Annotated in this window: 14 protein-coding genes; 3 read left to right on the top strand and 11 right to left on the bottom strand. The window is 69.9% G+C overall.

Annotated elements, in window-relative coordinates; genetic code table 11:
* Positions 1-123: 123 nt before the first annotated feature.
* The gene (pafA, locus tag ACZ4TG_RS31555; protein ID WP_150520358.1) at positions 124-1,485 is read right to left on the bottom strand and encodes a Pup--protein ligase; all 1,362 of its coding nucleotides are present in this window, start codon (positions 1,483-1,485) and stop codon (positions 124-126) included.
* Positions 1,486-1,542: 57 nt separating this feature from the next.
* The gene (locus ACZ4TG_RS31550; protein WP_468169335.1) at positions 1,543-2,805 is read right to left on the bottom strand and encodes an MFS transporter; all 1,263 of its coding nucleotides are present in this window, start codon (positions 2,803-2,805) and stop codon (positions 1,543-1,545) included.
* A gap of 74 nt (positions 2,806-2,879) precedes the next feature.
* Here ACZ4TG_RS31550 and ACZ4TG_RS31545 point away from each other — a divergent pair, with 74 nt between their 5' ends.
* Positions 2,880-3,959 (top strand): LacI family DNA-binding transcriptional regulator, encoded by a 1,080-nt coding sequence (locus tag ACZ4TG_RS31545; RefSeq protein WP_468169332.1) that lies wholly within the window; start codon positions 2,880-2,882, stop codon positions 3,957-3,959.
* Positions 3,960-4,018: 59 nt separating this feature from the next.
* Here ACZ4TG_RS31545 and prcA read toward each other — a convergent pair whose 3' ends face one another.
* The 6 genes from prcA to arc form a co-directional block, all read right to left on the bottom strand.
* Positions 4,019-4,780 carry a proteasome subunit alpha gene (gene prcA / locus ACZ4TG_RS31540; protein WP_468169329.1) on the bottom strand — a complete coding sequence of 254 codons (762 nt, stop codon included), beginning with the start codon at positions 4,778-4,780 and terminating at the stop codon, positions 4,019-4,021.
* Positions 4,781-4,826: 46 nt separating this feature from the next.
* A complete protein-coding gene (gene prcB / locus ACZ4TG_RS31535) occupies positions 4,827-5,666 on the bottom strand; it encodes a proteasome subunit beta (RefSeq protein WP_468169326.1) in 840 nt (279 codons plus the stop codon).
* Positions 5,618-5,845 (bottom strand): endonuclease domain-containing protein, encoded by a 228-nt coding sequence (locus ACZ4TG_RS31530; RefSeq protein WP_468169323.1) that lies wholly within the window; start codon positions 5,843-5,845, stop codon positions 5,618-5,620. The genes prcB and ACZ4TG_RS31530 overlap by 49 nt, the downstream gene beginning before the upstream one ends.
* A gap of 133 nt (positions 5,846-5,978) precedes the next feature.
* The gene (locus ACZ4TG_RS31525; protein WP_030016348.1) at positions 5,979-6,191 is read right to left on the bottom strand and encodes a ubiquitin-like protein Pup; all 213 of its coding nucleotides are present in this window, start codon (positions 6,189-6,191) and stop codon (positions 5,979-5,981) included.
* A gap of 194 nt (positions 6,192-6,385) precedes the next feature.
* The gene (gene dop, locus ACZ4TG_RS31520; RefSeq protein ID WP_468169320.1) at positions 6,386-7,897 is read right to left on the bottom strand and encodes a depupylase/deamidase Dop; all 1,512 of its coding nucleotides are present in this window, start codon (positions 7,895-7,897) and stop codon (positions 6,386-6,388) included.
* A 251-nt stretch (positions 7,898-8,148) separates the two neighbouring features.
* Positions 8,149-9,915 (bottom strand): proteasome ATPase, encoded by a 1,767-nt coding sequence (arc, locus tag ACZ4TG_RS31515; protein ID WP_468169317.1) that lies wholly within the window; start codon positions 9,913-9,915, stop codon positions 8,149-8,151.
* 264 nt (positions 9,916-10,179) lie between these two features.
* Here arc and ACZ4TG_RS31510 point away from each other — a divergent pair, with 264 nt between their 5' ends.
* A complete protein-coding gene (locus ACZ4TG_RS31510) occupies positions 10,180-10,500 on the top strand; it encodes a ferredoxin (protein ID WP_468169314.1) in 321 nt (106 codons plus the stop codon).
* Positions 10,501-10,504: 4 nt separating this feature from the next.
* Here ACZ4TG_RS31510 and ACZ4TG_RS31505 read toward each other — a convergent pair whose 3' ends face one another.
* The 3 genes from ACZ4TG_RS31505 to ACZ4TG_RS31495 all read right to left on the bottom strand — a co-directional run bounded on the left by ACZ4TG_RS31505 (position 10,505) and on the right by ACZ4TG_RS31495 (position 13,577).
* Entirely contained in the window at positions 10,505-11,107 is a 603-nt protein-coding gene (locus ACZ4TG_RS31505) for a hypothetical protein (RefSeq protein WP_468169311.1), read from the bottom strand.
* A gap of 229 nt (positions 11,108-11,336) precedes the next feature.
* Entirely contained in the window at positions 11,337-12,251 is a 915-nt protein-coding gene (locus tag ACZ4TG_RS31500) for a tRNA (adenine-N1)-methyltransferase (protein WP_053678760.1), read from the bottom strand.
* 18 nt (positions 12,252-12,269) lie between these two features.
* A complete protein-coding gene (locus ACZ4TG_RS31495; protein WP_468169308.1) occupies positions 12,270-13,577 on the bottom strand; it encodes a site-2 protease family protein in 1,308 nt (435 codons plus the stop codon).
* A gap of 68 nt (positions 13,578-13,645) precedes the next feature.
* Between ACZ4TG_RS31495 and ACZ4TG_RS31490 the strand changes: the two genes are divergently transcribed.
* Positions 13,646-14,587, top strand: coding sequence for a RecB family exonuclease (locus ACZ4TG_RS31490; RefSeq protein WP_468169305.1), 942 nt, complete (start codon positions 13,646-13,648; stop codon positions 14,585-14,587).
* Positions 14,588-14,624 lie beyond the last annotated feature (37 nt).

The following is a 14,624-nucleotide window of genomic DNA, read 5'->3' as shown; positions in this document are numbered from 1 at the left end:
CTCAGGGTCGCTGGAATGATCCGTCCTAGCGGCCCACTCTAAGGCCAACCCCCTCGGCGACAAGGCGGCGGCGTGCGAAGGGCCCCGCACGCATCGGCGCGCGGGGCCCTCCACCGTCCGGCATCACATCCCGGCGATCAGCTTCTCCACCCGGTCGTCCACCGACCGGAACGGGTCCTTGCACAGCACGGTCCGCTGCGCCTGGTCGTTCAGCTTCAGGTGCACCCAGTCGACCGTGAAGTCCCGCCGCTGCTCCTGCGCCCGGCGGATGAAGTCGCCGCGCAGCCGCGCCCTGGTGGTCTGCGGGGGCACCGACTTGCCCTCGAAGATCTTGAGGTCGTTGCAGATCCGCGCCGCCTGCCCCTTGCGCTCCAGCAGGTAGTACAGACCGCGGCGGCGGTGGATGTCGTGGTACGCGAGGTCTATCTGGGCGACCCGCGGGTTCGACATGGTCATGTTGTGCTTGGCCCGGTACCGCTCGATCAGCTGGTACTTCATGACCCAGTCGATCTCGGTCCCGATCCGGTCCAGGTCCTCCGCCTCGATCGCGTCGAGGGTGCGGCCCCACAGCTCCAGGACCTGGTCGACGACACCGGTACGGATGCCCCGGCGCTCGGCGAAGTCCACGGCCTTGTCGTAGTACTCGCGCTGGATCTCCAGGGCGGAGGCCTCCCGGCCGCTCGCCAGGCGCACCTTGCGCTGCCCGGTGATGTCGTGGCTGACCTCGCGGATGGCCCGGATCGGGTTCTCCAGGGTCAGGTCCCGCATCACGGTGCCCGCCTCGATCATGCGCAGCACGAGGTCGGTGGCCCCGACCTTGAGCAGCATGGTCGTCTCGGACATGTTCGAGTCCCCGACGATCACGTGCAGCCTGCGGTAGCGCTCCGCGTCCGCGTGCGGCTCGTCCCGGGTGTTGATGATCGGCCGGGAGCGCGTCGTGGCGGAGCTGACGCCCTCCCAGATGTGCTCGGCCCGCTGGCTGACGCAGTAGACCGCGCCCCGCGGGGTCTGCAGGACCTTGCCCGCACCACAGATCAGCTGGCGCGTGACGAGGAAGGGAATGAGGATGTCCGCCAGGCGGGAGAATTCTCCGTGCCGGGCCACCAGGTAGTTCTCGTGGCAGCCGTACGAATTGCCCGCCGAGTCGGTGTTGTTCTTGAAGAGGTAGACGTCGCCCGCGATTCCCTCCTCGTGCAGGCGGCGTTCGGCGTCGACGAGCAGGCCTTCGAGAATGCGCTCGCCGGCCTTGTCGTGGGTGACCAGCTCGGTCAGGTTGTCGCATTCGGGAGTTGCATATTCCGGATGCGAACCCACGTCGAGGTAGAGGCGGGCGCCGTTCCGCAGGAAGACATTGCTGCTGCGGCCCCATGACACAACACGGCGGAAGAGGTAGCGCGCCACTTCGTCAGGAGACAGTCGGCGCTGTCCCCTGAACGTGCACGTGACGCCGTACTCGTTCTCCAGCCCGAAAATGCGGCGGTCCATGACTGAACATTACGCCTTCTGCCCTCTTCTGAAACCGGGTTCGCGGCGCCGTTCCGATCAGTTTCTGATCAGAGGGTCCGCGGCGGCCGATTCCGGGCCCCCGCCGAGGGCCTCGGCGGAGCCCGCCACGGCCCGGCCGCGGGCGGGCGCGGCGAGCACGCGCTGAGTGGCCATCAGGACCAGCAGGGCGGCGGCCCCGGCGACGCTCGCCACACCGAAACTCGCCGCCGTTCCGCCCAGTTCCACCGCCGGACCGGCCGCGGCCGTCCCGATGGCCGCGCCCACCCCGAAGAACGTGACCAGCCAGGAGAACGCCTCCGTCACCGTGCCGGCCGGGGCGTGCCGGTCGACCACGATGAACGCACAGGCGATGGCGGGCGCCAGGAACACGCCCGCGAGCGCCGTCAGCGCCGTCATCCCCACCGGCCCGGGCGTCAGCATCAGCGGCAGGTAGCAGACCGCCAGCAGCGCCACCAGCATCCGCAGCCGGCGCTCCGGCGCCCCCGCCCACTGGCGGGCCCCGTAGACCACGCCGCCGACCAGCGCGCCGAGACCCAGGGCCGCCATCAGCCAGCCGTACACCGCCTGGTCCCCGTGGTCGTCCGCGTACGCCACACCGGCCACGGTGATCGAACCGAGCGCCGTGCCCACGAAGAAGAAGGCCCCCAGCAGCGCCAGCAGCCCGCGCGAGCGCAGGGCGCCCAGCCAGTGCGCCTCGCGCGGCGCGGAGCGCCAGGTGCGGGAGGGCTCCGAGACCACGACGGAGAGCGCGCCGAGCACACCGATGGCGTTGATGACCACCAGGGCCACGGCCGGGTCCCACAGGGCCACGAAGAGGGTCACCAGCAGCGGGCCGACGGTGAACATGACCTCCTGGGCCACGGCGTCCATGGCGTACGCCACGTGGACCCGCTCCTCCTTGCCGCCGAGCACCCCCGGCCACAGGGCGCGCAGACCGCCCTCCAGCGGAGGCGTGAACAGCCCCGCGACGACCACGGCGCCGTACGCCACCGCCGCCGAACCGGTACCGGCGAACGCCAGCCAGACCATGCCGAGCGCCGAGACGAGCGCCGCCGGGAGCTGCACGCGCGGCTGCCCGTACAGGTCCACCGCCCGGCCCAGCAGCGGCTGGCCGACCGCGTTGGCCACGCCGTACGCGGCCGCCAGCGCGCCCGCGAGGCTGTAGCTGCCGCCCTCCGCCCGGGTGAACAGCACGATCGCGATGGCCGCGGTGCCGTTCGGCAGCCGCCCTATGAGCGTGCCCACCAGCAGCCTCGCGGCGTGCCGGGTCCTGAGCAGCTCCGCGTATCCCGCGGCCATGTCCGCCCCCTCCTGCCCGGAACCAGCCGGGAGTCATCCAGGTAATACGTATAACTTGACGGGTCATACGTACCATGGCCCCAGTCCGACAGTCCAGACGGCGCGAGCCCACCGGACCCCGCACACCCCCCTTGACCTCGCACTTCAGGAGCCCCCCTGTGACGAGACCCACCAGCCGGGACGTCGCCACCGCCGCCGGGGTCTCCCAGGCCACCGTCTCCCTCGTCCTCGGCGGCAAATGGCGCGGCCGCGTCTCCGAACGCACCGCCGGCCTCGTCCGCGACGCCGCCGCCGCACTCGGCTACCGCCCCAACCTCGCCGCCCGCAACCTGCGCCTCGGCTCCACCCGCACCGCCCTCCTCGTCGTCCCCGCCCTCACCAACGAGTTCTTCGCCCGCGTCTACACCGGCGCCGCCCGCATCGCCGCCGAACACGGCTTCGGCGTCGTCCTCTACCCCTCCCCCGACGGCACCGGACCCGCCCGCGACCCCTTCGCCTCCGCCCGCGCCGCCCTCGACGGAGTCATCGCCTCCTCCATGGCCGCCGACGCCCTCGACGCCATCGGCGGCGACGGCCTCCCCCTCGTCATGCTCGACAGCGACCCCGGCTCCGGCGGCGCCGCCGCCCACGTCAACCTCGCCATGGCCGACGGCATGCGCCAGGCCGCCGAACACCTCCTCGGCCTCGGCCACCGCCGCTTCCTGCACCTCGCCTCCGCCGTCGACTCCTGGACCTTCGACATCCGCGCCCGCGCCCTGCCCGGCCTCCTGGGCCCCCACGCCGAGCTGCGCACCGTACGGGCCCCGCTCAGCGTGGACGGCGCCCGTACGGCCATGGAGGCCGCCCTGGCGGCCCCCGGAGCCCGGCCCACCGCCGTCATCTGCGACGACGACATCCTCGCCGCCGGCGCCTGCAAGGCCGCCCGACGCCTCGGCCTGCGCGTCCCCGACGACCTCTCCGTCACCGGCTTCGACGACCTCGCCCTCGCCACCGCCGTCGAACCCGAGCTGACCACCGTCCGGCTCCCCGCCGAACGCGTCGGCGAACAGGGCATGACCGCCCTCCTCGCCGTCCTGGAGGGCACCCCCTGGTCCGCCCCCGACATCCCCGTCGAACTCGTCGTCCGCGACTCCTCCGGCCCCGCACCCGCCTGAAACGCCGAAATGCCCCGGCCCGCCTCGCGAGAGACGGACCGGGGCACCGCGGAGCACTCCTACTCGGAGTCCTCCGGAGCCTCGTCGTTCGAGACGGCGTCGGCCTGGGCGGCCGCCGGAACATCCGCCTCCAGCAGCCGCGACAGCTGCCGTCCCCGGATCCGCTTGAACTTCCGCTGCTGCGCCCGCGTCCGGTCCAGCACGGCGACCTCCAGCCGCTCGGCCGGGATCGTCTTGTCCGCGCCGTTCGCCTGGCTCGACAGCGCCTGCACCGCGAGCTTCAGCGCCTCGGACAGGGTCATCCCGTCCTGGTGGCGCTGGTCCAGGTAGGTGCTGATCTGCTCGGCGTTCCCGCCGACCGCGACCGAGCCGTGCTCGTCCACGATCGACCCGTCGTGCGGCAGCCGGTAGATCTGGTCGCCCGCGGCCGTCGTACCGACCTCGGCCACGACCAGCTCCACCTCGTACGGCTTCTCGCCGGCGCTGGAGAAGATGGTGCCCAGCGTCTGCGCGTAGACGTTGGCGAGCCCACGGGCCGTCACATCGTCGCGGTCGTAGGTGTACCCGCGCAGATCGGCGTAGCGCACACCGCCGATGCGCAGGTTCTCGTACTCGTTGTACTTGCCGGCGGCCGCGAAGCCGATCCGGTCGTAGATCTCGCTGAACTTGTGCAGGGCGCGGGACGGGTTCTCGCCGACGAACACGATGCCGTCGGCGTACTGCAGCACGACAAGGCTGCGACCGCGGGCGATGCCCTTCCGGGCGTATTCCGCCCGGTCGGCCATGGCCTGCTGAGGTGAAACGTAGAACGGAGTCGACACCGGCTGTCCGTCCCTTTCTTCTGGGCTCCTACGGGGCGACGGATGGTCAGAGCAGGGCGGCGCGCGGGCCGTCGGGCTGCTCCAGCCGACGGTTGGTGACCGTACGGGCGAGCTCCTGCGACTGCTCGTCCGTCAGTCGGCGGAATCCCTCGTCCGTGATGACGGTGACGATCGGATAGATGTGGCGGTACAGGTCCGGGCCACCGGTCGCCGAGTCGTCGTCGGCGGCGTCGTACAGCGCCTGCACGACCAGGGTGGTGGCCTGCTCCTCCGTCAGATCCGGGCGGTAGAGCTTCTTCATGGAGCCCCGGGCGAAGATCGAACCCGAACCGGTGGCGGCGAAACCGTGCTCCTCGGAGCGGCCGCCGGTCACGTCGTAGGAGAAGATCCGGCCCTTCTCCTTGCCCTCGTCCCACCCGGCGAAGAGCGGTACGACGGCGAGGCCCTGCATGGCCATCCCGAGATTGCTGCGGATCATGGTGGAGAGCCGGTTCGCCTTGCCCTCCAGGCTCAGGGTCGCCCCCTCCACCTTCTCGAAGTGCTCCAGCTCCAGCTGGAACAGCTTCACCATCTCCACGGCGAGGCCGGCCGTACCCGCGATGCCCACCGCGGAGTACTCGTCGGCCGGGAACACCTTCTCGATGTCCCGCTGGGCGATCATGTTCCCCATGGTCGCCCGCCGGTCACCGGCGAGCACGACCCCGCCGGGGAAGGTCGTCGCGACGATGGTCGTCCCGTGCGGCGCCTCGACGACGCCCTCGGGCAGCTTGCGGTTGCCCGGCAGCATCTCGGGCGAGTGCGCCCCCAGGAAATCCATGAAGGACGAGGACCCCGGCGTCAGGAAGGCTGCCGGTAGACGCCCTGTGCTACGAGTGTTGGGTTCCACAGGTTTCCTTCCACGTAAGCGGCTGCACGCCGTATGACGTCCGGCCGATCCTTGAGTTGGCCCAGTGCCCCGTTGCAGCCGAAGCACCGTACGCCCCGGACCCTACCCGTCTGTTGATCGTGATCCACATGGTCCGCCGGACCCTCTAGGCGCGACCGTGCTCGGCTCGTCGGCGCCAAGGGCGCGCCGGGGACGGCGGGCCCCGCCCCCGACGGATCGACCCGGTGCGCCGAGTGTCCGAAGCCGTCGGAGGCACAGCCCGTTCGGTGCCGCTCGATCGGCGGCTACCTTCGAATCGGAGGCGAGAAGGCCTTACTGGCCACCTTTTTGAACGAAGCTTCGCACGAAGTCCTCGGCATTCTCTTCGAGGACATCGTCAATTTCGTCAAGTACGGAGTCGACGTCGTCGGAGAGCTTCTCCTGGCGCTCCTTGAGGTCGGTCGATTCCTCGACCGCCGCCTCCTCGACCTCCTCGGTCGAGCGCGTCGCCTTCTGCTGTCCGCCGCCGGTGTCCTTGGTCGCCATGTCTACCTCACCCCGCTCGGTTCGCACGCTCACGTCGAGAGACCCCGGGCTTCGGGATCTCTCAAGATCAGACCCTACGTCGGACCCTACAAGGAGGGTCCGGCTTTCGTCCCCGCACTTCCATAACGTCCGGGTGTCTTCATGATTCCCGGACCGGGGCCCTTTCAGGCCCCGCCCGGGGTATCGGAAAGGGCTCAGCGGCCCGAGAGCACCCGCACCAGGTCCTCCGCCGTGCGGCAGCGGTCCAGGAGCTCCTTGACGTGGGCCCTGGTGCCCCGCAGCGGCTCCAGGGTGGGGACCCGCTGGAGCGAGTCGTGGCCGGGCAGGTCGAAGATCACCGAGTCCCAGGAGGCCGCGGCCACGTCATCGGCGTACTGCTCCAGACACCGGCCCCGGAAGTAGGCCCTGGTGTCCTCCGGCGGCTTGCCCTCGGCCCGTTCCACCGCCGGCTCCTCCACCAGCCGCTTCATCTTGCCGCGGGCCACCAGGCGGTTGTACAGGCCCTTCTCCGGCCGGACGTCCGCGTACTGGAGGTCCACCAGGTGCAGCCGCGCGGCGTCCCAGTCGAGCCCGTCGCGCCTGCGGTAGCCCTCCAGGATCTCCCGCTTGGCGATCCAGTCCAGCTCTCCCGACAGGCTCATCGGGTCCGTCTCCAGGCGGCCCAGCACGTCCTCCCACCGAGCGAGGACATCCTTGGTCTGCTCGTCCGCGTCGGAACCGAAACGCTCCTCCACGTACTTCCTGGCGAGCTCGAAGTACTCCATCTGGAGTTGTACGGCGGTAAGGGTCCGCCCGCTGCGCAGCGTGATCAGCTGCTGGAGGTCCGGGTCGTGGGAGACCTGGTGCAGGGTGCGCACCGGCTGGTCCACGGCCAGGTCGACGTTGATGAAGCCGTCCTCGATCATCGACAGGACCAGTGCGGTCGTGCCGAGCTTGAGGTACGTCGAGATCTCGGACAGGTTCGCGTCGCCGATGATCACGTGGAGCCGGCGGTACTTCTCGGCGTCCGAGTGCGGTTCGTCCCGGGTGTTGATGATGGGCCGCTTGAGGGTGGTCTCCAGGCCCACCTCGACCTCGAAGTAGTCCGCGCGCTGGCTGATCTGGAAGCCGTGCTCGCGGCCGTCCTGCCCGATGCCCACGCGCCCGGCGCCGGTGACGACCTGCCGCGAGACGAAGAAGGGGGTCAGGTGGCGCACGATGTCCGAGAAGGGGGTCTCCCGCTTCATCAGGTAGTTCTCGTGCGTGCCGTAGGAGGCGCCCTTGTTGTCGGTGTTGTTCTTGTAGAGGTGGATGGGCTGGGCGCCGGGCAGCTGGGCGGCCCGCTCGGCGGCCTCGGCCATGATCCGCTCGCCGGCCTTGTCCCAGAGCACGGCGTCCAGCGGGTTGGTGATCTCCGGGGAGCTGTACTCGGGGTGCGCGTGGTCGACGTAGAGCCGTGCGCCGTTGGTGAGGATGACGTTGGCGAGGCCGATGTCCTCGTCGGTCAGCTGGCTGTTGTCGGCGGCCTCGCGGGCGAGGTCGAAGCCGCGGGCGTCCCGCAGCGGATTCTCCTCCTCGAAGTCCCAGCGGGCGCGGCGCGCCCGGTGCATCGCCGCCGCGTAGGCGTTGACGATCTGGGACGAGGTGAGCATGGCATTGGCGTTCGGGTGCCCCGGGACGGAGATCCCGTACTCCGTCTCGATCCCCATTACTCGCCGTACGGTCATGCGGCCCTCCTTGCCCGGCGGCGCTCCCGTTCGGGAGCGGCGCTCAAGTACCGCTGGTGCTCCGGTGCGTCTGGTGCGGTGCCCGTCCCCGCACTGCGCGACCTGCGGTACGGAAGAGCCTAGAACCACTCCGCGCTGGTGGGGAGATCATTTCAGTCATTGACTTTGCCTTGCCACCGGCTGAAAAAAGCAGTCGGTAAAGCAGTCGGCTGCGGGTGCCCGGTCAGGGCATCCGCAGCCGCCCCGCTTCGTCAGAGGTACTGACCGGTGTTTGCCACCGTGTCGATGGAGCGTCCGGTGTCCGCGCCTTGCTTTCCGGTGACGAGGGTGCGGATGAATACGATCCGCTCGCCCTTCTTGCCGGAGATTCGGGCCCAGTCGTCCGGGTTGGTGGTGTTGGGCAGGTCCTCGTTCTCCTTGAACTCGTCCACGCAAGCCTGGAGGAGATGGGCGACTCGGAGGCCCTTCTGGTTGTGCTCGAGGAAGGCCTTGATGGCCATCTTCTTCGCACGGTCCACGATGTTCTGGATCATCGCGCCCGAGTTGAAGTCCTTGAAGTAGAGGACTTCCTTGTCGCCGTTGGCGTACGTGACCTCGAGGAAGCGGTTCTCCTCGGTTTCGGCGTACATCTGCTCGACGACGGTCTGGATCATGCTGTGGACGGTGCCGGCCGTCGAGCCCTGGTGTTCGGACAGGTCGTCCGCGTGCAGGGGCAGCGAGGCCTTGAGGTACTTGGCGAAGATGTCCTTCGCGGCCTCGGCGTCCGGACGCTCGATCTTGATCTTCACATCGAGGCGGCCGGGGCGCAGGATGGCCGGGTCGATCATGTCCTCGCGGTTGGAGGCGCCGATGACGATGACGTTCTCCAGGCCCTCCACACCGTCGATCTCGGCGAGGAGCTGCGGGACGATGGTGTTCTCCACGTCCGAGCTGACGCCGGATCCGCGGGTGCGGAAGAGGGATTCCATCTCGTCGAAGAAGACGATGACGGGGGTGCCCTCGCTCGCCTTCTCCCGGGCACGCTGGAAGACGAGGCGGATGTGCCGCTCGGTCTCGCCGACGTACTTGTTGAGGAGCTCGGGGCCCTTGATGTTCAGGAAGTACGACTTCCCGGTGGGCTGGCCGGTCACCTCGGCGACCTTCTTGGCAAGGGAGTTGGCCACCGCCTTGGCGATGAGCGTCTTGCCGCATCCGGGCGGGCCGTAGAGCAGGATGCCCTTCGGGGGCCGCAGTTCGTGCTCCTTGAAGAGGTCGGGGTAGAGGTAGGGGAGCTCGACGGCGTCGCGGATCAGCTCGATCTGGTCGCCCAGACCGCCGATCTTGTCGTAGTCGATGTCCGGGACCTCTTCGAGGACGAGGTCCTCGACCTCGCTCTTGGGGACCACTTCGTAGACGTAGCCGGAGCGGGGTTCGAGCAGGAGGGCGTCGCCGGGGCGGATGGTGATGTCCAGGAGCGGCTCGGCGAGCCTCACCACCCTTTCCTCGTCGGTGTGCCCGACCACCAGGGCGCGCTCGCCGTCCTCGAGGATCTCCTTGAGGGTGACGATGTCCCCGGCGCGCTCGAATTCCATGGCCTCGACCACGTTGAGCGCTTCGTTGAGCATGACCTCCTGGCCGCGCCGGAGCTCTTCCGGTTCGACGCTGGGGCTCACGTTCACGCGGAGCTTTCGGCCTCCGGTGAAGATGTCGACGGTGCCGTCCTCGTTCGCCTGAAGGAAGACACCGAATCCGGCCGGCGGCTGTGCGAGCCGGTCGACTTCTTCTTTGAGGGCCACGATCTGGTCGCGGGCCTCACGGAGGGTATTCGCCAGTCGTTCGTTCTGCGCGGATACGCCGGCCAGATTCGTCTGGAGCTCGACGATCCGCTCTTCGAGAATCCTCGTGTGACGCGGAGAGTCGGCGAGCTTACGTCGCAGGACGGCGATTTCCTGCTCGAGATAGGCAACCTGGCCAGCGGGGTCCTCAGACCCTCGCCCGGGCCGGATGCCGCGGTTGATGTCGTCGTCGTGGGCTGCCACGGTCCTCACCTCCTCCAAGGGGAGCTGGACGCTTCCTGACCCTACCTGGGCTGGTGGTGATTGAAACCCCTAGATCACAAAGACGGTAGAGGTGTGTCCGATCTTCACCCTTGCGTACTCCCTCACGCCAAGGAAATACCCACCCAGCAACATCGGAAAGCAGCCGGTTGTAAGGTCGAAGTGTTCAACACCCGTCAGGGCTCGTGCGACTTGCTGCGAGTTGTGACCGGGACGGATCACTCAGCGCAGGGAACGGCAGGAGATATGACCGTGCAGCAGGAGGCTCCCACGGGGGGCGCCGGCGGGGCCGGAGCGTCGCTCGAGGTCTGGATCGACCAGGACCTCTGCACCGGGGACGGCATCTGCGTGCAGTACGCCCCGGAGGTGTTCGAGCTGGACATCGATGGTCTGGCGTACGTGAAGAGCCCCGAGGACGAGCTCCTGCAGGAGGCGGGGGCGACCACTCCGGTTCCCCTCACGCTGCTTCAGGACGTGGTCGACTCGGCGAAGGAATGCCCGGGTGACTGTATTCACGTAAGGCGCGTTTCGGACAGGGTCGAGGTCTACGGTCCCGACGCCGAGTGACGCTTCAAACACTTCTGGCGGTCGAGTCCGTCAGCTCCTGGCGGAATTTTCCGCCCGCCCAGCGCCACTTGGCGACCTGGTTCACGTCGGGCCTGTAGCGCGGGACCTCCGGTGAGGAGTACCCGAGGAGCCGGGCGGTGACCGCCCCGTCGCTCACGGTGAGGTCGGTGGCGTTCTGCCGTCGCGCGGGGTCGAGCAGGGTGGCCACGACGCGCGGGAGGGCGCCTTCCGCCTTTTCCCGGGCCAGTACGTAGATGGCGTGCGGCGGGGTCCCGGAGCCGGCGTCGCAGCGGACGGCGGCCACGGTCTCGGGGCGGCCGTCGCCGTCGAGGTCGCCCTGGGCGGTGGCCGTGACGGCCTGCGGGGCGCCCTTGCAGTCCAGCGGGTAGGTGAGCGCGTGTGCGTCGGGAGCGGCGGCCTGGGAGGCCTTGTCCGCCGCGGCGGACTCGGTGGCGAGGGCCCCGGTGGCGGAGTCCGGCTGGAGGAGGCCCGCGCCGGCTATGACGGCGGCCATGGCCGAGGCCGTGGCGACCCAGTGGAGGGGCCTGGTGCGGCCGTGCGCCAGGGTTTCCAGTGTGGGGGACAGCTCGGTGGGGCTGTGCAGCACGCGGGGTGTCTCCTGTGCGAAGGGTGACGGGGAGCCAGCATCGTGCCATACCTCACACGCAGGTGGAACGGCCGGGTCCGGACCGGCAGCGTGGTCCGGCGGTGTGGTCCGGCGGTGTGGACGCCGGGCCGCCACCCCCGTACCAACGAAAAGGCGCTGTGGCGCAGTTCCCGTATCGCTCGGGGAACTGCGCCACAGCGCCTTCGTGTTGGGTCCGCGCGGCCCGCGGTCAGTCGCGGTCGGCGGCGCCGCCGCGGGACTGGCTGCCGGGGCCGTCGTAGTCCTCGCCGTAGGCGCCCTTGGAGGGGCGGCGCCGGCGCATGGGCGGCTCGACGCCGTCCGCGAGGCGGCGGGCCGTGACGAGGAAGCCGGTGTGGCCGATCATCCGGTGGTCCGGGCGGACGGCGAGGCCTTCGACGTGCCAGTTGCGGATCATCGATTCCCACGGCTGCGGTTCGGCGTAGCAGCCGAACTCGCGGATGGACTCGACGGTGCGCGAGAGCTGGGTAGTGGTGGCCACGTAGCAGCACAGGATGCCGCCGGGGACCAGGGCCTTGGAGACGGCCTCCAGGCACTCCCAGGGGGCGAGCATGTCGAGGATCACGCGGTCGACGTCGGTGTCGGACAGGTTGTCCTGGAGGTCGCCCACGGTCAGCTGCCACGCGGGGTGCGGGCCGCCGAAGTAGCGCTCGACGTTGGCGGTCGCGATCTCGGCGAAGTCCGCGCGGCGCTCGTAGCTGTGGAGCATGCCCTGGTCGCCGATGGCGCGCAGCAGGAAGCTGCTCAGGGAGCCGGAGCCCACACCTGCTTCCACGACGCGGGCGCCGGGGAAGATGTCGGCGAAGGCCAGGATCTGGCCCGCGTCCTTGGGGTAGACCACGGCGGCACCGCGGGGCATGGACAGGACATAGTCGGGGAGCAGGGGGCGCAGCGCGAGGTACGCGACGTTCCCCGTGGTACGGACAACACTGCCCTCGGGAGCACCGATCAGCTCGTCGTGGGGGAAGGAACCCTTGTGGGTGTGGAAATTCTTCCCGGCTTCGAGCGTGAACGTGTAGTGGCGGCCCTTGGGGTCGGTGAGCTGAACCTGGTCCCCGACCTCGAAGGGCCCGCGTCGGCGGGCGGCACCGGTCGGTTCGGACATGTGACCAGTGTATTGGCTTCAGGACTGGGGCCGCGCCATGGCCTTCACGAAGGCCTTCTCAACGTCCAGGGTGGAGAGCACGCCGTAGATCGTGCCGTCGGGTTCGACGACGAGGTACTCGGTGGCGGGGGTGGCGCGGAGGTGGCCGAGGAGCTCTTCGCCGGTGAGGTCCGCGGAAACCTTCATGCCGTCGGTGAGGTCCTGGGCGAGGGTGCTGACGGCCACCCAGGGCCGGCGGTGTTCGGGGACGGAGGCGATGGCGGTCTCGCGGACGATGGCGAGGGGGTCGCCGTGGCCGTCGACGACGACGAGGGCGCGGGCTCCGGCTTCGTTGGCGCGGCGCAGGGCTTCGGAGAGCGGGGTGGCGTTCTCGACGGGGATGGCGCGCCGGGTGAGGGCGCGGGCCTGGAGTTCGGGGAGGTGTTCGCGGAGCCGGGCCATGCGCAGGCTGTTGCCGGCGCCGGTCCAGATGATGGCGGCGAGGATCGCGGCGAGCAGCGCGTCCATGACGGTGTTCATGCCGCCGATTTCCTGGGTGGGGGTGCCGAGGACGCCGGTGTGGGTGATCAGGGGCAGTCCGATGAGGACGGCGACGGCGAGGCCGCGGCCGACCCAGGCGGCGGCGACGGTGCCGGCCATGGGCTTGCCGGTGATGCCCCAGATGACGGCGCGCAGCATGCGGCCGCCGTCGAGGGGGAGGCCGGGCAGCAGGTTGAAGGCGGCGACGAGCAGGTTGGAGATCATCAGGCCGGCGAGCAGGACGCCGGGGACGGTGGCGGGGTCGACGGCGAACATGGCGAGGTAGAAGGCGCCGGCGAGGACGAGGGAGAGGAGGGGGCCGACGAAGGCGAGGACGAATTCGCGGCCGGGGGTCTCGGATTCCTTCTCGATCTCGGAGACTCCGCCGAAGAACTGGAGCTGGATGCGGCGCACGGGGAGCTTGAAGCGGAGTGCGGCGACGGTGTGCGCGAGCTCGTGGACGAGGACGGAGGCGTAGAAGGCGACGGCGAAGAAGAGCGAGACGAGGTAGCGGGCCGGTCCGAGGTCGGGCAGGACGCGGTCGAGCTGGTCGCCGAAGACCCAGGTGATGAGGGCGGCGACGAGGAACCAGCTGGGCGAGACGTACACGGGCACGCCGAAGGGGCGGCCCATGAGAAGCCCGCCGCCCGGGTCGGAGCGCTTGGTTCCGCGCTCGCCGGTTTCGTCGGTGTCTGGCACGGCTGTCCTTCGTTCGGTGCTGTCCGGCGGTGCGGTTCCGTCGGCGGTTCGTCTGGGGTTCGTCTGCGGTTCCCGCGGTGCTGTAGCGCGGTGTGATGCTCCGATCATGCAGTGCGAGGGTGCCCGGCGTCGATGGTATGCGCGTGCTGTCGGTGCCGGGTCGTAGGGTTCTCCGCATGACGACGAGCCCCGACACCGGTCCAGGCGCCGCCGACGCCGACGCGGCGCCCCTTGTGGCGGCCGGCGCGGCGCGGCCCGCCTCGCTGTCCCCCTCGCGGGCGGGCGATTTCATGCAGTGCCCGCTGCTGTACCGGTTCCGGGTGATCGACAAGCTGCCGGAGAAGCCGAGTGCGGCGGCGACGCGGGGCACGCTGGTGCACGCGGTGCTGGAGCGGCTCTTCGACCACCCCGCGCAGGAGCGGACGGCGCCGCGGGCGAAGGCGTTGCTCCCGGGGCAGTGGGAGCGGCTGCTGGAGGCGAAGCCTGAGCTGGCGGAGCTGTTCCCGGAAGGGGACGGCGGTGCGGGGCTGGGGCGCTGGCTGACGGAGGCCGAGGCGCTGGTGGAGCGCTGGTTCACGCTGGAGGACCCGACGCGGCTGGAGCCGGTGGAGCGGGAGTTCTTCGTGGAGACGGAGCTGGATTCGGGGCTGCGGCTGCGCGGGATCATCGACCGGGTGGACGTGGCGCCGACGGGCGAGGTGCGGATCGTCGACTACAAGACGGGCAAGGCGCCGCGGCCGGAGTACGCGGAGGGCGCGCTGTTCCAGATGAAGTTCTACGCGCTGGTGGTGTGGCGGCTGAAGCAGGTGGTGCCGCGGCGGCTCCAGCTGGTGTACCTGGGCAGCGGGGACGTGCTGACGTACGACCCGGTGGTCGCGGATCTGGAGCGGGTCGAGCGCAAGCTGCTCGCGCTGTGGGAGGCGATCGAGGAGGCCACGGCGACGGGCGAGTGGCGCCCGAGGCCGACGAAGCTGTGCGGCTGGTGTGATCATCGGGCGGTGTGTCCGGAGTTCGGGGGCACTCCCCCGGTCTACCCCTTGGAGATCTCCCGCGGCCCGCGCCGGGAGGTGCCCGCGGCGCGCGCCGGATCCGAAGGGGTAAGCCCGGAGGAGTCCTGATCGTCCCGTCAGGGCAGAATGGGCGGCGTCCGTCGAG

The organism is Streptomyces sp. NPDC028314 (assembly GCF_055565795.1).
The sequence above is the reverse complement of the archived record's forward strand: the minus strand, read 5'-3'. Positions and strand labels throughout refer to the sequence as shown.